This is a genomic window from Stenotrophomonas veracruzanensis, assembly GCF_032911525.1.
GTDB classification, from domain to species: domain Bacteria; phylum Pseudomonadota; class Gammaproteobacteria; order Xanthomonadales; family Xanthomonadaceae; genus Stenotrophomonas; species Stenotrophomonas africana.
This window is the reverse complement of record NZ_JAWJTI010000055.1, coordinates 1-16,828: the sequence shown is the minus strand read 5'-3', so window position 1 is coordinate 16,828 and position 16,828 is coordinate 1. Positions and strand designations below refer to the sequence as shown.

Below are 16,828 nucleotides of genomic sequence, written 5' to 3'. Positions count from 1 at the left end.
TTCACAAGATACCTGCGCATACTTTCAAAGATCCGGGGAAGTGGCCTCAGCGCCGCTCCCGTGTGCTGCGAAGTTTCCTTCGTAGCGAGCCGCCCATTATGCCAGACTTTTTCAGTCCGTCAACACCTTCGTTCGATCATCTCGTTCGGCGGTGGTGGGCGCCCTGTTGTCGCTGAAGCCCCTTGGTGGCGACCCCTGCGACGGGGGAGGAGAAGTATGTCCCCATTCCCACCGTTTGTGAAGGGGGTGTGGCGATTTTTTTCACCGGATGTTGCATCCGTTCATCCGTCGTGCTGCGGGAGGCCCCCGCCAAGAGCAGCCAAGCGTGGGCTTGGCTCTACAAGAGCATCAAGGAAGGGCCGGCTGCGCCGGCCCTTCCTTTGTCTCAGGCAGCGACCAGGCGCACGCGGGCGAAGGTGCGCTTGCCGACCTGCAGCAGGCCTTCGAAGCCCGGCTGCAGCACCTGCTGGCCATCCTCGACCACTTCACCGTCCACCTTAACCGCGCGTTCCTTGAGCTTGCGGTTGGCTTCGGAGTTGCTCGGGGTCAGTCCGGCCGCGGTCAGCAGTGCGGCGATACGCAGGCCCTCGGCCGGGATCGCCACGTCCTGCAGCGGCAGCTGGGTGATGTCGCCCTGCCCGGTCACCGCCGCTTCCCAGCCGGCAATGGCCTGCTCGGCCGCCGCAGCGTCGTGGAAACGGGTCGCCAGTTCACGCGCCAGACGCAGCTTGACCACACGCGGGTTCAGGCCGCCGGTGGCCACCTGCTCACGCAGCTGCACGGCTTCGGCCTGGCTGATGTCGAAGGACAGCAGCTCGATCCAGCGCCACATCAGGGTGTCGTCCACCTTCATGGTCTTGGTGACGATGTCGATGGCCGGCTCGCTGATACCAATGTAGTTGCCCAGCGACTTGGACATCTTGTTGACGCCGTCCAGGCCTTCCAGCAGCGGCATGGTCAGCACCACCTGCGGCTTCTGGCCGTGGTGTTCCTGCAGGCCGCGGCCCATCAGCAGGTTGAACTTCTGGTCGGTACCGCCCAGCTCGACGTCCGCCTCCAGGGCCACCGAGTCGTAGCCCTGCACCAGCGGGTACAGGAACTCGTGGATGGCGATGGACTGCTGGGCGGCGTAGCGCTTGGCGAAGTCGTCGCGCTCGAGCATGCGCGCCACGGTGTGCTGGCCGGCCAGGCGGATCATGTCGGCCGCGCCCATCTTGCCGAACCACTCCGAGTTGAAGCGGACTTCGGTACGGCTGCGGTCCAGCACCTTGAATACCTGCTCTTCATAGGTGCGGGCGTTGGCCAGCACGTCCTCGCGGCTGAGCGGCTTGCGGGTGAGGCTCTTGCCGGACGGGTCGCCGATCATGCCGGTGAAGTCGCCGATCAGGAAAATGACCTGATGGCCGAGGTCCTGGAACTGGCGCATCTTGTTCAGCAGCACCGTATGGCCCAGGTGCAGGTCGGGCGCGGTGGGGTCGAAGCCGGCCTTGATCCGCAGCGGACGGCCTTCCTGCAGGCGCGCACGCAGATCCTCAAGCTTGAGGATCTCGTCGGCACCGCGGCCGATCAGGGCAAGGGCTTCTTCAATCGAGGACACGTGACTACTCCCGGCAACGCCGATTCTTGTGTGGGGTGTTAAAGCAAAGTTAACCCGATTGGCTTCACAAAAGCCAATGGGCACAAGGGTTTGACGCGGTTTTCTCAGGTGTCTATGGTAACCGGCGATCAGGCCCGCGCTCCCGGGCTGCCAGGAAAAAACCGCCGATGCACAATTCCGAACAAGGGCGCGCACGCAAGCAGCGCTTCCAGGAACGCCTCCACGTCCTGCACGACAACGCCCTGCATCGGAAGCTCAGGCAACATCTTCCCGCCGCCTTCAATGAACGCTGGACCCGGCGCCATTGGATGCACGCCAGCCTGTTCGCGACCATCGGCGCCCTGGTGGCGACCATCGTGCCCGGCTTCTCGCACACCATCGACGCGCCCTTCGCCGACAGCCATACCAGCCTGGCGCTGCCGTTGCCGCCGCTGACCATGGCCCGCCAGCAGCAGGTACCCGGTGACAGCTGGCAGGTGCTGCGGGTGCAGCGCGGCCAGACCCTGAGCGATCTGTTCGACAAGGCTGGCATCCCGGCCACCACCCTGCACCGGGTACTGGACCATCCGGGCGCGCGTGAGGCGCTGACCAAGCTGCGCCCGGGTGCCGAGATCGCCTTCGACATGCCGCTGTCCGGTGACCTGCGCAGCATCCGCTTCGACCGCGATGCCGACAACCGGGTGGAACTGAGCCTGGCCGGCGACGACATCAAGGAGAAGGTGACCCAGCGCGAGACCTCTACGCGCACCGTGGTCACCAGCGGCGAGATCACCAGTTCGCTGTATGCCGCGGCCCGACGGGCCGGCCTGTCGCCGTCGGCGATCGCGACGATGACCGACGACATCTTCAAGTACGACATCGACTTCTCGAAGGACCTGCAGCCGGGCGACCGCTTCAGCGTGGTGATGGATGAAACCTGGCGCGAAGGCGAGAAGGTGGACACCAGCAAGATCCTGGCGGCGACTTTCACCACCGGTGGCAAGACCTATTCCGGCTTCCGCTTCGACCGCAACGGCAAGTCCGAGTACTACGACATCAACGGCCGTTCGCTGAAGAAGAGCTTCATCCGCATGCCGATCCCCTTCGCACGCTTGAGCTCGACCTTCGGCGCGCGCAAGCACCCGGTGCTGGGCAAGATGCGCATGCACAAGGGCGTGGACTACGCCGCGCGCACCGGCACCCCGATCATGGCCGCCGGCGATGCCCGCGTGCAGTTCGCCGGCGTGCAGCGCGGCTACGGCAATGTGGTGATCCTCGACCACGGCCGTGGCCACACCACTCTGTACGGCCACATGTCGCGCTTTGCCAACATCAAGACCGGCCAGCGCGTGGCCCAGGGCACGGTGATCGGCTATGTCGGCTCGACCGGCCTGGCGACCGGCCCGCACCTGCACTACGAATTCCGCGTCAACGGCGAGCACCGCAATCCGCTGACCGTGACCATGCCGCCGCCGGAGCCGCTGAAGGGCGCCGAGCTGGTCGCCTTCCGCGCGCAGACCGCACCGGCGATGGCTCGCATCCAGGGCATGGAGAAGCTGATCTACGCCGACGCCAGCCCGGCACCGACCAGCCGCGACGAGGCCGCCTCCGAGGTTGCCAGCGCCAAGGACAAGCAGGCGACCGGCCGCAAGCGCGGCTGAGCGCCCTGCGTTGACGAAGAAGGACGCGGCAGCCCAAGCTTGCCGCGTCCTTTTTTTATGCCTGCCATGAACACGACTGCCGACGCTGACGCCCCCCTGTACCTTGGCCTGATGTCGGGCACCAGCGCCGATGGCATCGATGCCGCACTGGTGCAGTTCCCCGCCGGCGGTGGCTGCCGCTTCGTGCACGGGCTGACCGCCCGCTGGGAGCCGGTGCTGCGTGCGCGGCTGGTGGCGCTGGGTGAGGGCGGCCCGCTGGACTCGCTGGAGGAGCTGGGCGAGCTGGATGCACGGATCGCGATCAACTTCGCCGAAGCCGCCAACCAGCTGCTGGCCGAGGCCGGCGTGGATTGCAGCCAGGTGCGCGCGATCGGCTCGCACGGCCAGACCGTGCGCCATCGCCCGCTGGCCAACCCTGCCTTCACTGTGCAGCTGGGCGATGGCAACCGCATCGCGGAGCTGACCGGAATCACCACGGTGTCCGACTTCCGCCGCCGCGACGTGGCAGCCGGTGGCCATGGCGCACCGCTGATGCCGGCCTTCCACCTGGGCATGCTGGGCACCGCCGATGAGGACCGCGCGGTGCTCAACCTGGGCGGCATCGCCAACCTGACCCTGATCCCGCGCGAAGGTGCGGTGCGTGGCTTCGATACCGGCCCGGCCAACGCGCTGATGGATGCCTGGTGCCAGCGCCACACCGGCCGCACCTTCGATGCCGACGGCGCCTACGCCGCCAGCGGCGCGGTGGACGATGGCCTGCTGGCCGGCTGGCGTTCGGACCCGTGGTTCGCGCTGCCACCACCGAAGAGCACCGGCCGTGAGCAGTTCCACCTGGCCTGGGCCGAGGCCCACATGGGCGAAGGCCAATACGCTGCCGCCGATGTGCAGGCCACCCTGCTGGAGCTGACCGTGGCGACGGTGGCCGATGCGCTGCTGGCGCAGCAGCCGCAGACCCGGCGCCTGCTGGTCTGTGGCGGCGGTGTGCGCAACCGGCAGCTGATGAAGCGCCTGGCGGCGCGGCTGCCGGGGGTACAGGTGGAGTCCAGCGCGGTGCACGGGCTGGACCCGGAGTACGTGGAGGCGATGGGCTTCGCCTGGCTGGCGCAGCGGACGATGGACGGGCTGGCCGGCAACCTGCCGAGCGTGACCGGGGCGAAGGGGCCGCGGATCCTGGGGGCGATCCATCTGGCGTGAGGTGGCGTCATCCGCGCAGGTGAGGCACCGTTGTAGAGCCGAGCCATGCTCGGCTTCGCGCGGGCCGGGCCAAGAGCAGCCGAGCATGGCTCGGCTCTACAAAGGCGCTAATCGAAGCCCTGCCCTGCGGGCAGGGCCTGCAGGGCGGCGATGGCGTCGGAGAGCGCGTCCACTTCGGGATCGCCGAAGCCGGAGCGAACCTCCAGTTCACTGCTGAACAGGCCCTGCTCCAGCAAGGCGGCACAGGTCTGTTCGTGGGTCCAGCCGCGGGCGACCGCGACACGTCGGATGCGTTCCAGCAGCAGCGGGTCCAAGTCCCGCAGCACAACGTCGGCCATGCTCACTTCCCCGTTCGCAAGGCACCGCCCCCCCGGCGCGTCGGGGGCGATGATCCCGCAGACCGGGCGGGCAAGCAATCAGGTGGCGCTGGCGGCCTGACGACGGCGCTGCTGCAGGATCAACAGGGCGCAGAGGATCACCACCGGGATCGCCACCATCGCGGTACCGACGAAGAACAGCGCGTAGCCCTCCAGCAGCGTCCGGCCCTGTGCGAGCGTCTGTACCGACCACCCCGAGAGCCCCTTGAGCGCCTTGCCGGGCATCGCGTAGAACGAACTCAGCAGCGCGTACTGGGTTGCGGTGTATCCGATGCTGGTCAGGCTCGACATATAGGCGATCAGCGCCGTACCGGCGAAACCGCTGGCGAAGTTGTCGATTGCCATGGCCACGGCGAAATGAGTCGTGTCCGGGCCCGAATAGGCCAGCCAGGCAAACGCCAGGTTGGAGGCCGGTCCCAGCACGGCACCCACCATCAGCGCCACCAGCACCCCCCAGCGCACCGACACCAGGCCCGCCGCGGCAATGCCGACGAAGGTCGCGACCAGGCCCACCGAGCCCCGCACAGCACCCACGGTGTCCTCGTCCAGGCCGAGATCGACGTAGAACGGGTTGGCCATCGGCCCCATGACGAAGTCGGCCATGCGATACACGCTGATGGCCACCAGGATCAAGATCGCACCGCTGCGATGCTCGCGGACGAAAGCGATGAACGGCCCCGCCACGGCATCGAACAATCCGCGCGGCGTCCACAGGGAAGTCGCCTGTGCCTGCACGGCAGCCACTTCCCGCGCGGGTTCACGGGCCATGACCACGGCCACCACGCCAAGCGCCATCAGCACGGCCATGATCTCGTAGGAAACCTGCCAGCCAACACGGGCTGCGATGATCAGGATCAGCGCATCGGTGACCAGCAATGCAGTGCGGTAGCCCAGTGCAGAGGATGAGGTCAGCAGCCCAAGCTGCTCGCTGTTGTCAGCACTTTCAATGCGCCAGGCATCGATGACGATGTCCTGGGTGGCCGAAGCAAACGCCACGATCACGGCCATCACGCCGAACACGACGATGTGCTGCCAGGCGATGCCCAGGAACTGGATCTGGCCCCCCTTCGGCTGGACCAGCGCCATGCCGACAAGGCCCACCACCACAACCAGCTGCGACAGCAGCATCCAGCCACGGCGGCGGCCAAAGCGGCCGAACAGAGGCACGTCGGTCTTGTCGACGATCGGTGCCCACAGGAACTTCATGGTGTAGGCCAGCCCGACCCATGACAGGAAGCCGATCGTGCTCAGCTCGATGCCTTCCTTGCGCATCCAGAAGCCGAGCGTGTTGCCCACCAGATAGATCGGCAGGCCGGAACTGAAGCCGAGCAGCAGCATCGCCAGCACCTTGCGCTGGCTCAGGTTGGAAACCACCTGCTGCCACGGCCGGCGCGGCTTGGCAGCCTCGGTCACAGGTCGTAGTCCACGGTGAACGGCGCGTGGTCGGAGAAGCGCTCGTCGCGGTAGATCGAGCAGCTGCGCAGGCGGTCACGCAGGCCCGGGGTGATGAACTGGTAGTCGATGCGCCAACCGACGTTGTTGGCACGGGCGGCGCCACGGTTGCTCCACCAGGTGTAGTCCTCGCCGGTGGGGTTGAGCAGGCGGTAGGCATCGGCCCAGCCGCGGCCTGCGGCGACATCGGTGGCCTGGCCGTGGTCGGCGCAGAGGGCGTTGAGCCAGTCGCGCTCCTCCGGCAGGCAGCCCGAATTCTTCTGGTTGGACTTCCAGTTCTTGATGTCCAGCGCCGAACGCACGATGTTCCAGTCGCCGCACAGCACGTAGTCGCGGCCGCTGCGCGCCCACTCCTCCAGGATCGGCCGCAGCCATTCCATCACTTCGAACTTGAAACCCTGGCGCAGGTCGCCCGAGCTGCCGGAGGGGATATAGAAGGAGACCACGCTGAGGTTGCCGTAGCGCGCCTCGATGTAGCGGCCTTCGTCGTCGAACGGGGCCCAGCCCAGCGAGGTAATGACCTGGTCCGGCTCGCGCTTGCTGTAGATCGCCACACCGCTGTAGCCCTTCTTGGTGATGGCATCGCGGTAGAAGCAATGGTGGCCATCCGGGCGGAACATCGGGTCGGTCAGCTGGTCTTCCTGGGCCTTGGTTTCCTGGATGCACAGGACGTCGGCGTCCTGGGCACGGAACCAGTCGAGGAAGCCCTTGGTCGCGGCGGAACGGATGCCATTGGCGTTGAAACTGATGATGCGCATGCGGGGGACCTACGGCGGGAAACCGGGCAAGCATACCGGTTGCCCGCGGGGCTGCGCAGTCCGCCACGCCGGGCCGCGACACCCTTCACACTGGCCCGGACGAGCGCGAAACGCCCAGCTGGATTAGGATTTGTGCTCCAAATGAAGATGAATCGAGTTTTGATGAGCGACCACCGCCACCGTTTCCTGCAGCTGGCCCTGACTGCCGACGCCCTGCGCTTCGGCCAGTTCATCCTCAAGTCCGGCCGGCTGAGCCCCTATTTCTTCAACGCCGGTCGTTTCGACTCCGGTTCGCTGCTATCGCAGCTCGGCGCCTGCTACGCCGATGCCATCGATGCCACCGGAATCAAGTACGACGTGGTGTTCGGCCCGGCCTACAAGGGCATTCCGCTGGCCACCGCGATGGCGTGTGAGCTGGCCCAGCGCGGCCGCGACCTGCCGCTGTCGTTCAACCGCAAGGAAGCCAAGGACCACGGCGAAGGTGGCCAGCTGATCGGCGCCGACATGCAGGGCAAGCGCGTGCTGATCGTCGACGACGTGATCACCGCCGGTACCGCGATCCGCGAAGCGCTGGGCATCATCCGCGCCGCCGGTGGCACCCCGGCCGGCATCGTGGTGGCGCTGGACCGTCAGGAGATCGCTTCGGAAACCGATCGCCGTTCGGCGGCGCAGTCGGTGGCCGAGGAAGCCGGCATTCCGGTGATCGCCGTGGCATCGCTGGCCGATCTGCTTGATTTCGCCTCCGGCAACCCGGAACTTGTGGGTTACCGGCAGCCGCTGGAAGCCTACCGGGCCCAGTACGGCGTCCGTTCGATCCGCTGACCGACCCAGGGGAAAGGTCATGTCCCGAGTTCCTGCTGTGCTCTTTGCCGGCCTGCTGCTGGCCGTACCGTTCACCGTGCCGGCGCAGCCGCGGGGCGGCGACAAGACGGAAAAGAAGCTGTACTGCTGGAACGAGGGCAAGGAGCGGATCTGCAGTGATTCGCTGCCGGCCGATGCGGTCAACCATGCCCGCGAGGAATTCAACGCGAAGAGTGGCCTGCGCAATGCGCAGGTCCAGCGCGCGTTGACCGACGAAGAGCGCGCCGCCGCCAGCACGGTGGCCGCGCAGCAGCAGCTGGATCTGATGGCCGAGCAGACCCGCCAGCGCACCGAGCAGGCGATGCTGACCACCTATGGCAGCGAGGACGACCTGCGCCGGGTGTTCGCCGAGCGCCAGGAAGTGCTGGACAACAACCTGAAGACGGCCGAGTACAACGTCACCAGCCTGCGTGAGTCGCTGGTGGCTCTGTTGTCGGCGGCCGGTGACCGCGAACTGGCCGGTGCCAAGGTGGCCGACAAGCAGGCCGAGGCGATCCGCCAGCGGCACGTGCAGCTGCAGTCGCAGCAGCGCCTGCAGGCCGGGTTCCTGCAGCAGCAGCAGGCGCTGAAGGCGGAAATTGAAAGCACCCTGCAGCGCTATCGCGAGCTGAAGGGGCTGGGGCCGGCGAGCCAGGCTCCGTGATTCCCGGGTAGAGTCGAGCTTGCTCGACTGTTCCTGCCCGGGAATCAGTCGAGCAGGCTCGACTCTACGGAAAGCATCACCCGGCATGGCGGGGGATACAGAAGGCGGGCCTGGTTACGGCTTGGCCCATCGAATTTATGCACTCTTTACGCGTCGGCCCGGTCCGGCGCGTAGTGCGTTTATGGGGGGCAGGACGACGATGACGGTCTGAGGTGGAGGGGTTCCACCAGGACGCTATTGCAATGTCCCCCTGGCTGTCGTTGTTGTGTGGCGTGCTGGTGCTGGTCGCCGCCGCCTATCTTCTTTATGTCGTGCTGCGGCCCGAGTCGTTCTGAGCGGAGCCGGCCATGACTGAGATGCTTGTGATTATTGCCGCCAGCCTGCTGCTGGCGTGGCCGCTGGGCCTGTACCTGGCCCGCGTGATGCGTGGCACGCCGATGAAGGTCGACGTGCTGTTCCACTGGATCGAGAAGCCGCTGTACAGGGTGTTCGGTGTCGATCCATCGCGCTCGATGTCCTGGCGCGGCTACGTGCTGGCCTTCGTACTGAGCAACGTGGTGGTCGCGGTACTGACCCAGGCGGTGTTCATGACCCAGGCCTGGCTGCCGCTGAATCCGGATCAGATCCCGAACATGCGCTGGGACACCGCGATGCACACGATGATCTCGTTCCTGACCAACACCAACCAGCAGCACTATTCGGGCCAGGCGCAGCTGTCCTACCTCTCGCAGATGACCGGCATCACCGGCCTGCAGGTGGTGACGCCGATGATGGGCCTGGCGCTGGCGGTGGCCACGCTGCGCGCGTTGTTCTCGCGTGCGCCGCAGACTGCGGCGGCCACCGGCGGCGGCGATGACCGCCAGGTGGCGGTAGGCAACTACTACGTGGACGTGGTGCGCCTGTGCGTGCGCTTCCTGCTGCCGCTGTGCCTGGTGTGGACGCTGGTGCTGACCAGCCAGGGCGTGCCATCGACGATGGCCGGTGGCCCACAGGCCACACCGATCGATGCCAGTGCCGGCATGGCCGCACAGAAGCTGCCGTTGGGCCCGGTAGCGGCGATGGTCGCGGCCAAGCAGCTGGGCGCCAACGGTGGCGGCTGGTACGGCCCGAACAGCAGCTTCCCGCTGGAAAACCCGACCCCGGTATCGAACATGCTGGAAGTGGTCGGCATCCTGCTGGTGCCGATGGCGGTGATCTTCATGATCGGTGCGTTCACTGGCCGGCGTCGCTTCGGCGCCCTGGTGTTCAGCTGCATGCTGGGCATGTCGCTGCTGTCCACCGGCGCGATGATGTGGAGCGAAGGGCATAGCGCCAGCGCCGCCACCCCGCTGCTGATGGAAGGCAAGGAAGTGCGCTTCGGTGCCGACGGCACTGCGCTGTGGGCGGCGGTGACCACCCAGGTCTCCAACGGTTCGGTCAACGGCATGCACGATTCGCTGGCACCGCTGAGTGGCGGCATCGCGATGGTCAACATGCTGGTCAGCGCGATCTGGGGCGGCATCGGTTGTGGCCTGCAGCAGTTCATCGTGTACCTGCTGCTGGGCGTGTTCCTGGCCGGGTTGATGACCGGGCGTACACCGGAACTGTTCGGCCGCAAGCTGGAGACGCCACAGGTGCGCCTGCTGGCCCTGCTGGTGCTGCTGCAGCCGATCACCCTGCTGGTGTTCACCGCGATCACCCTGGCCGTACCCGGCCTGGCGGGCACCTCCAACCCCGGTTTCCATGGCATCAGCCAGGTGTTCTACGAGTACGTCTCGGCCTACGCCAACAACGGCTCGGGCTTCGAGGGGCTGGGTGACGCCACGCTGTGGTGGAACCTGAGCTGCTCGCTGGTGCTGCTGCTGGGCCGCTTCCCGCTGCTGATCATCCCGCTGGTGGTGGCCGCACAGCTGGCTGCCAAGCGCCAGGCGCCGGAGTCTGCCGGCAGCCTGCAGATCGAAACCCCGACCTTCGCCCTGACCCTGGTCTCGGTGATCGTCATCCTGACCGTGCTGCAGTTCATGCCGGCGCTGGTACTCGGCCCGATCGCCGACCACCTGAGCCTGGGACTGCACTAAGGACACCCCGATGAGTACCCACGCAAGTTCAACCCGTAGTTCCCCTGCAGCGCGCCCTGCCCTGCTCGATGCCGCCGGCTTGCGCCGTGCGCTGGTCGAGGCGGTGCTGAAGCTGTCCCCGATGCATCTGGTGCGCAGCCCGGTGATGGCGGTGGTGATGGCCGGTACGATCGTCGCCGCCATCGTCACCCTGACCGGCAACGCGCCGCTGGGCTTCGGCCTGGCGGTGACCGCGATCCTGCTGGTGACCGTGTTGTTCGGCAACTTCGCCGAAGCGGTGGCCGAGGCGCGTGGCCGTGGTCAGGCCGCGTCGCTGCGCCGTGCCCGCCAGGATCTGGTGGCACGCCGGCTGGCTGCGCCGCAACCGGGCGCGGCCGAAGCCCAGGTGCCGGCCGCCGAACTGCGCCCGGGCGACCATGTGATCGTCAGTGCCGGTGAGCTGGTACCGGCCGATGGCGAGATCGTGCAGGGCCTGGCCACCATCAACGAGGCGGCGGTGACCGGCGAATCGGCACCGGTGCTGCGCGAGGCCGGTACCGACCGCTCCGGCGTGATCGGCGGCACCAAGGTGCTGTCCGACCAGATCATCGTGCGGGTGACCGCCGAGCCGGGCCACAGCTTCCTGGACCGGATGATCGCGCTGGTGGAAGGTGCCAACCGCCAGAAGACGCCGAACGAGATCGCGCTGACCCTGCTGCTGGCAGCGATGACGCTGACCTTCCTGGTGGTGGTGGCAACGCTGCCAGCGATCGGTGCCTCGGTGGGCGTCAAGGTCGACCCGCTGTTGCTGATCGCGCTGCTGGTGTGCCTGATCCCGACCACCATCGGCGGGCTGCTGCCGGCCATCGGCATCGCTGGCATGAACCGTGCGCTGGCCGCCAATGTGCTGGCCAAGTCGGGCAAGGCGGTGGAAGTGGCCGGCGACGTCGACGTGCTGCTGCTGGACAAGACCGGCACCATCACCTACGGCGACCGCCAGGCCAGCCACTTCCACCCGCTGGCCGGCATCGACGCCAGCCAGCTGCGCGAAGCAGCACTGCTCTCTTCGCTGGCCGACCCCACCCCGGAAGGCAAGTCGATCGTGCGCCTGGCGCGCGAACAGGGTTGTGCCACCGCCGAACCGGACCATGCCGAATACCTGGCCTTCAGTGCACAGACCCGCATGTCCGGCGTGGATCTGGAACATGGGCGGCAGATCCGCAAGGGTGCCGCCGATGCGATCCGTGCCCATGTACAGTCGCTGGGCGGCAATGTGCCGGCTGAACTGGCCGGTCGCGTCGAGCAGGTCGCACGCAACGGTGCCACCCCGCTGGTGGTGGCCGAGGGCCGCCACGTGCTGGGCGTGATCGAGCTGTCGGACGTGGTCAAGCACGGCATGCGCGAGAAGTTCGCGCAGCTGCGGGCGATGGGCATCCGCACGGTGATGATCACCGGTGACAACCCGCTGACCGCCGCCGCCATCGCTGCCGAAGCCGGTGTCGACGACTACATCGCCGAGGCCCGCCCGGAAGACAAGCTGGCGCGCATCCGCCAGGAGCAGGCCGGTGGCCGTCTGGTGGCGATGGTCGGCGACGGTACCAACGACGCCCCGGCACTGGCCCAGGCCGACATCGGCCTGGCGATGAACTCCGGTACCCAGGCGGCGAAGGAGGCCGGCAACATGGTCGACCTGGACTCGGACCCGGCCAAGCTGCTGGCGGTGGTGGAAGTGGGCAAGCAGCAGCTGATCACCCGCGGCGCGCTGACCACCTTCTCGCTGGCCAACGACGTCTCCAAGTACTTCGCGATCCTGCCGGCGCTGTTTGCCGCTGCCGTTCCCACCATGGCCGCATTGAACGTGATGCAGCTGTCGAGCCCGCGCAACGCGGTGCTGGCGGCACTGATCTTCAATGCCCTGGTGATTCCCGCCCTGATTCCGCTCGCCCTGCGTGGCGTGCGCTTCCGCCCGGCCACCGCAACGGCGCTGCTGCGCCGGAACATGCTGGTGTACGGCCTCGGCGGCGTGCTGCTGCCGTTCGCGGCGATCAAGGCGATCGACCTTCTTCTTGTCCTGGTATTCGGCGCATGAACCGTACTGTTTCCACTTCGTCTTCCCTTCCGCGCGAACAGAAGGCCGAGACCCGCGTGGCCAGCCTGCAGGATGGCGCAAGCTGGCGCCCGGCCATCGGCCTGGGCCTGGCCACGCTGCTGCTGGCCGGCGCGGTCTACGCCGGCATCGCCACCGGCTTCGCCGGACTGGCTTACCCGACCCAGGCCGAGGGCAGCCTGCTGCGCGATGGCAAGGGCCAGGTACGCGGCTCGGCGTGGCTGTCGCAGCCGTTCACCGGTGACGGCTACTTCCAGGCACGCCCGTCGGCCGCCAACTACGACCCGATGGCCGCGGCCGGTTCCAACATGGCGCGCAGCAACCCGGCACTGGCCGAGCGTGTTGCGGCCAGCACTGCGGCAGTCGCCGCGCGCGAAGGCGTTGCGCCGGCGCAGGTGCCGGCGGATCTGGTCACCCAGTCTGGTGGTGGCCTCGATCCGCAGCTGTCGCCGGCAGCGGCGCAGCTGCAGGTGGCACGCGTAGCGCGTGCCCGTGGCCTGCCGGTGGAGCGCGTGCAGGCACTGGTGCAGGCGCATACCGAGGGGCGCCAGTGGGGCCTGTTCGGCCAGCCGCGGGTGAACGTGGTAACGCTGAACTTCGCGCTGGACCACGCGGCCAAGGCGCCGTGATGCCGGCCTGCACCGGCTGCGCGCACAATGGCGGCCATGACAGCGGCACCCATGACTGATGCGCGTACCCGCCAGGCCGATGCCCTGGTTGAAGGCCTGCAACGCGAGGCCGGCGGCAAGCTGACCGTGTTCCTCGGCGCGGCGCCGGGCGTGGGCAAGACCTACACCATGCTGACCCGCGCGCAGGAACAGCTGCGCCGCGGCGTTGACCTGGTGGTGGGGCTGGTGGAAACCCACGGCCGCGCCGATACCCAGGCGCTGCTGGAGGGCCTGCCGCAGCTGCCGCTGAAGGCAGTGCCCTACCACGGCCACACCCTGCAGGAGATGGACCTGGATGCCGTGCTGGCACGGCACCCGGCGCTGGTGCTGGTGGATGAACTGGCCCATCGCAACGCGCCGGGCAGCCGCCATGAGCGGCGCTGGCAGGATGTGATGGAGCTGCTGGACGCCGGCATCGATGTCTGGACCACGGTCAACATCCAGCATCTGGAGAGCCTCAACGATGTGGTGATGCGCATCACCGGCGTGCGCGTCAGCGAGACCGTGCCGGACGGTGTGCTCGACCGCCTGCACGACATCGTGCTGGTCGACCTGCCGCCGCGCGAACTGATCGCGCGCCTGCAGCAGGGCAAGGTCTATGTGCCGGAGCAGGCCGCGCAGGCACTTCAGGCGTTCTTCTCGCCGGCCAACCTGACCGCGCTGCGCGAACTGGCCATGCAGGAAGCGGCCGACCGCGTCGACAGCAGCCTGCGCGAAGCACGCGCCGCGCGTGGCGAGAGCAACCTGCCGCTGCGTCGCGGCGTGCTGGTGGCCATTGATGGCGGCGGTCAGAGTGAATACCTGGTGCGCGTGGCGCGGCGCATCGCCGAGCGCCGCGACGCACCGTGGACGGTAGTGACCGTGCAGGGCCGTCGCCAGGACGAGGCAACCCGGCGCGAGATCGATGCTGCCTTCGCGCTGGCACGGCGGCTGGGCGGCGACGCCGAACTGCTGCACGGATCGAGCATCGCCGATGCCCTGCTCGACCATGCCGCACACAACGGCGTATCGACCCTGGTGCTGGGCCGCACCCGCGAACGTCCGCTGGCGCGGATGTTCAACCGCACGCTGACCCAGCAGCTGATCCAGCGCGGCGCGCACTACGAGATCACCATCATCAGCACCCCGCAGGCGCGGGCACGCTCGCGCCGCGAGGGCCTGCTGCCACCGATGCGCGGCATCAGCTACGAGCCGGCGCAGGCGCTGATCGCCACTGCACTGGCCTGTGCAGTGGCCTGGCTGGCCGAACGCTGGGTGGGCATGGCCGACCTGTCGATGGTGTTCATCGTGGCGGTGGTGCTGGTGGCCGCACGTACGCGCGCCAGCGTGGCGGTGATGGCGGCGATCCTGTGCTTCCTCGCCTACAACTTCCTGTTCATCGCGCCGCGCTTCACCTTCGCCATCGGCGCGCGCCAGGGCGTGATCACCGTGTTCCTGTTCCTGGCCGCCGCGCTGGTGGCCGGACGCCTGGCCTCGCGCCTGCGCATGCAGGTGATCGCGCTGCGTGCGGCAAATCGACATGCGCGTGCGCGCCAGCAGCTGGGCCGCCAGCTGGCCAGTGCCGCCGGCAACGGCGAGGTGGCGCAGGCGGGTCGGCATGCACTGGAACAGGCCATGGACGTGCCGGCGTGGCTGCGGATCGGCGCCGATACCGCCACCGGTGGCCGCAGCCAACCGGGCGATACCGACCTGGCCGCCGCCGACTGGGCACTGCGCCACGGCCAGCCCAGCGGCCGCTTCACCGACACGCTGGCCGGTGCGCAGTGGTGGTTCCTGCCATTGCTGGATGGCGAGGATCGTGCGGTCGGCGTGGCCGGCCTGTACCTGCCCGGCGCACAGGCGCGCCTGCTGCCCGAACAACGACAGCTGGCAGAGGCGATGGTGGATGACATCGCGCAGGCCGCGCTGCGCACCCGGCTGGTGGCCGAGCTGGAACAGGCCCACGTCAGCAACGAGACCGAGCGATTGCGCTCGGCGCTGCTCTCTTCGGTATCGCACGACCTGCGCTCGCCGCTGGCGGCGATGATCGGTTCGGCCGACAGCCTGGCCAGCTACGGTGCGGCGATGGATACAGCCGATCGCCGTGCCCTGCTGGACACCATCCTGGTCGAGGGCGAACGGCTGGACCGCTACATCCAGAACCTGCTGGACATGACCCGCCTCGGCCATGAAGGATTGAAGATCAACCGCGACTGGATCGGCGTGGACGAACTGATCGGCTCGGCGGCACGCCGCCTGCAGCGCTACCAGCCCAAGGTACGGCTGGAGCTGGATATTCCTTCCACGCTGGCGCCGATCTGGGTGCATCCGGCACTGGTCGAACAGGCGGTGTTCAACGTGATGGAGAACGCGGCCAAGTTCTCGCCGCCCGACGCCGCCGTGCAGGTCCAGGCGCGCGAACTGGACGGCCAGCTGCGCATCGACGTGATCGATGCCGGCCCCGGCATTCCCGACGACGAGCGCGCGCGCATCTTCGACATGTTCTACAGCGTTGAACGCGGCGACCGCGGCCGCCACGGCACCGGCCTGGGCCTGACCATCTGCCAGGGCATGATCGGCGCACATGGCGGCAGCGTGCAGGCGCTGCCCGGACGCGACGGTCGCGGTACCCTGATCCGCATCACCCTGCCCCTGCTCAAGCCAGCCTCCCACGATGAGCCCGACCCCGATTGATGCCAGCGTGCCGGCCGCGCGCGTGCTGGTGATCGATGATGAAACCCAGATCCGCCGGTTCCTGGACATCAGCCTGCGCGCGCAGGGCTACCAGGTGCGGCAGGCGGCGACCGGCCAGGAAGGCCTGCAGCTGGCAGCCAGCGAAGACATGGACCTGGTGATCCTGGACATCGGCCTGCCGGACATGGAAGGCCACGAGGTACTGGAACAGCTGCGGCAGTGGAGCCAGGTGCCGGTGATCATGCTGACCGTGCGTGCGGGCGAAGCCGAGAAGGTGCGCGCACTGGATACAGGTGCGAACGACTACGTGACCAAGCCGTTCGGCACGCAGGAGCTGATGGCACGGGTACGGGCGCTGCTGCGCACGCGCAGCGTGCCAAGTGATGGCACGCCACCGGTGTTCGACGATGGTCACCTGCATGTGGACCTGGTGCGCCGTGAAGTGGCGCTGGACGGCGAGCCGGTGGCGTTGACCCGCAAGGAATACGCGTTGCTGTCGCTGCTGCTGCGCAACGCGGGACGCGTGGTGACCCAGCCGCAGATCCTGCAGGAAATCTGGGGCCCCACCCACCAGCACGACACCCACTACCTGCGCATTCTGGTCGGCAAGCTGCGGCACAAGCTGGGCGATTCAGCGCTGGATTCGCGCTACCTGTTCACCGAACCGGGCGTGGGGTTGCGGTTCAAGGGGTGAGGGTGTGTCGACCAAGGTCGACACCTACCAACAGCGGTCCATGCCGTTCCGACAGATCGCGGAAATCTGTCGAAGGTGGGGCGGTGCCGGAGTGCGGGGTGTCAGCCGCATGGATGCGGCTGCCAAGC

General features: G+C 67.7%; 14 protein-coding genes. 10 read left to right on the top strand and 4 right to left on the bottom strand.

Translation table 11 applies throughout. The annotated features are described in order from the left end of the window. Nucleotides 1-385 precede the first annotated feature (385 nt). Complete coding sequence (gene tyrS, locus R1H25_RS19615) at nucleotides 386-1,597, bottom strand: tyrosine--tRNA ligase (protein WP_043403162.1); 1,212 nt, start codon at nucleotides 1,595-1,597, stop codon at nucleotides 386-388. A 167-nt stretch (nucleotides 1,598-1,764) separates the two neighbouring features. Here tyrS and R1H25_RS19610 point away from each other — a divergent pair, with 167 nt between their 5' ends. Next, entirely contained in the window at nucleotides 1,765-3,237 is a 1,473-nt protein-coding gene (locus R1H25_RS19610) for a peptidoglycan DD-metalloendopeptidase family protein (RefSeq protein WP_317224404.1), read from the top strand. A gap of 66 nt (nucleotides 3,238-3,303) precedes the next feature. After that, the gene (locus R1H25_RS19605; protein ID WP_317224403.1) at nucleotides 3,304-4,431 is read left to right on the top strand and encodes an anhydro-N-acetylmuramic acid kinase; all 1,128 of its coding nucleotides are present in this window, start codon (nucleotides 3,304-3,306) and stop codon (nucleotides 4,429-4,431) included. Nucleotides 4,432-4,538: 107 nt separating this feature from the next. Here the strand turns inward: R1H25_RS19605 and R1H25_RS19600 are convergent, their stop codons facing one another. From R1H25_RS19600 to R1H25_RS19590, 3 genes are all read right to left on the bottom strand, one after another. Next, nucleotides 4,539-4,769: a hypothetical protein gene (locus tag R1H25_RS19600; protein WP_005420465.1), complete on the bottom strand. Its 231-nt coding sequence runs from the start codon at nucleotides 4,767-4,769 to the stop codon at nucleotides 4,539-4,541. 78 nt (nucleotides 4,770-4,847) lie between these two features. Continuing rightward, on the bottom strand, nucleotides 4,848-6,221 hold the full coding sequence (locus R1H25_RS19595; protein WP_317224402.1) for an MFS transporter: 1,374 nt from the start codon (nucleotides 6,219-6,221) through the stop codon (nucleotides 4,848-4,850). Beyond that, nucleotides 6,218-7,018 (bottom strand): exodeoxyribonuclease III, encoded by an 801-nt coding sequence (locus tag R1H25_RS19590; RefSeq protein ID WP_005412008.1) that lies wholly within the window; start codon nucleotides 7,016-7,018, stop codon nucleotides 6,218-6,220. The genes R1H25_RS19595 and R1H25_RS19590 overlap by 4 nt, the downstream gene beginning before the upstream one ends. A gap of 162 nt (nucleotides 7,019-7,180) precedes the next feature. Between R1H25_RS19590 and pyrE the strand changes: the two genes are divergently transcribed. The 8 genes from pyrE to R1H25_RS19550 all read left to right on the top strand — a co-directional run bounded on the left by pyrE (nucleotide 7,181) and on the right by R1H25_RS19550 (nucleotide 16,700). Continuing rightward, a complete protein-coding gene (gene pyrE / locus R1H25_RS19585; protein ID WP_317224401.1) occupies nucleotides 7,181-7,840 on the top strand; it encodes an orotate phosphoribosyltransferase in 660 nt (219 codons plus the stop codon). 19 nt (nucleotides 7,841-7,859) lie between these two features. Further along, entirely contained in the window at nucleotides 7,860-8,522 is a 663-nt protein-coding gene (locus R1H25_RS19580) for a hypothetical protein (RefSeq protein WP_099589073.1), read from the top strand. A gap of 242 nt (nucleotides 8,523-8,764) precedes the next feature. Then, entirely contained in the window at nucleotides 8,765-8,857 is a 93-nt protein-coding gene (locus R1H25_RS19575; protein ID WP_005407770.1) for a potassium-transporting ATPase subunit F, read from the top strand. A gap of 12 nt (nucleotides 8,858-8,869) precedes the next feature. Then, nucleotides 8,870-10,579 (top strand): potassium-transporting ATPase subunit KdpA, encoded by a 1,710-nt coding sequence (gene kdpA, locus R1H25_RS19570; protein WP_317224400.1) that lies wholly within the window; start codon nucleotides 8,870-8,872, stop codon nucleotides 10,577-10,579. Nucleotides 10,580-10,589: 10 nt separating this feature from the next. Further along, complete coding sequence (gene kdpB / locus R1H25_RS19565) at nucleotides 10,590-12,647, top strand: potassium-transporting ATPase subunit KdpB (protein WP_057499907.1); 2,058 nt, start codon at nucleotides 10,590-10,592, stop codon at nucleotides 12,645-12,647. Beyond that, nucleotides 12,644-13,294 carry a potassium-transporting ATPase subunit KdpC gene (gene kdpC, locus R1H25_RS19560; RefSeq protein WP_154348369.1) on the top strand — a complete coding sequence of 217 codons (651 nt, stop codon included), beginning with the start codon at nucleotides 12,644-12,646 and terminating at the stop codon, nucleotides 13,292-13,294. The genes kdpB and kdpC overlap by 4 nt, the downstream gene beginning before the upstream one ends. A 51-nt stretch (nucleotides 13,295-13,345) precedes the next feature. Beyond that, a complete protein-coding gene (locus R1H25_RS19555; protein WP_317224398.1) occupies nucleotides 13,346-16,006 on the top strand; it encodes a sensor histidine kinase KdpD in 2,661 nt (886 codons plus the stop codon). Continuing rightward, nucleotides 15,987-16,700, top strand: coding sequence for a response regulator transcription factor (locus tag R1H25_RS19550; RefSeq protein WP_004153862.1), 714 nt, complete (start codon nucleotides 15,987-15,989; stop codon nucleotides 16,698-16,700). Before R1H25_RS19555 ends, R1H25_RS19550 begins: the two co-directional genes overlap by 20 nt. The last annotated feature ends 128 nt before the right edge of the window (nucleotides 16,701-16,828 follow it).

Bases quoted from the DNA above. Each gene is read 5' to 3' on its own strand.
- R1H25_RS19610 (WP_317224404.1), top strand. From the start codon at position 1,765: ATGCACAATTCCGAACAAGGGCGCGCACGCAAGCAGCGCTTCCAGGAA.
- R1H25_RS19605 (WP_317224403.1), top strand. From the start codon at position 3,304: ATGAACACGACTGCCGACGCTGACGCCCCCCTGTACCTTGGCCTGATG.
- R1H25_RS19600 (WP_005420465.1), bottom strand. From the start codon at position 4,769: ATGGCCGACGTTGTGCTGCGGGACTTGGACCCGCTGCTGCTGGAACGC.
- R1H25_RS19590 (WP_005412008.1), bottom strand. From the start codon at position 7,018: ATGCGCATCATCAGTTTCAACGCCAATGGCATCCGTTCCGCCGCGACC.
- pyrE (WP_317224401.1), top strand. From the start codon at position 7,181: ATGAGCGACCACCGCCACCGTTTCCTGCAGCTGGCCCTGACTGCCGAC.
- R1H25_RS19580 (WP_099589073.1), top strand. From the start codon at position 7,860: ATGTCCCGAGTTCCTGCTGTGCTCTTTGCCGGCCTGCTGCTGGCCGTA.
- R1H25_RS19575 (WP_005407770.1), top strand. From the start codon at position 8,765: ATGTCCCCCTGGCTGTCGTTGTTGTGTGGCGTGCTGGTGCTGGTCGCC.
- kdpA (WP_317224400.1), top strand. From the start codon at position 8,870: ATGACTGAGATGCTTGTGATTATTGCCGCCAGCCTGCTGCTGGCGTGG.
- kdpB (WP_057499907.1), top strand. From the start codon at position 10,590: ATGAGTACCCACGCAAGTTCAACCCGTAGTTCCCCTGCAGCGCGCCCT.
- kdpC (WP_154348369.1), top strand. From the start codon at position 12,644: ATGAACCGTACTGTTTCCACTTCGTCTTCCCTTCCGCGCGAACAGAAG.
- R1H25_RS19555 (WP_317224398.1), top strand. From the start codon at position 13,346: ATGACTGATGCGCGTACCCGCCAGGCCGATGCCCTGGTTGAAGGCCTG.
- R1H25_RS19550 (WP_004153862.1), top strand. From the start codon at position 15,987: ATGAGCCCGACCCCGATTGATGCCAGCGTGCCGGCCGCGCGCGTGCTG.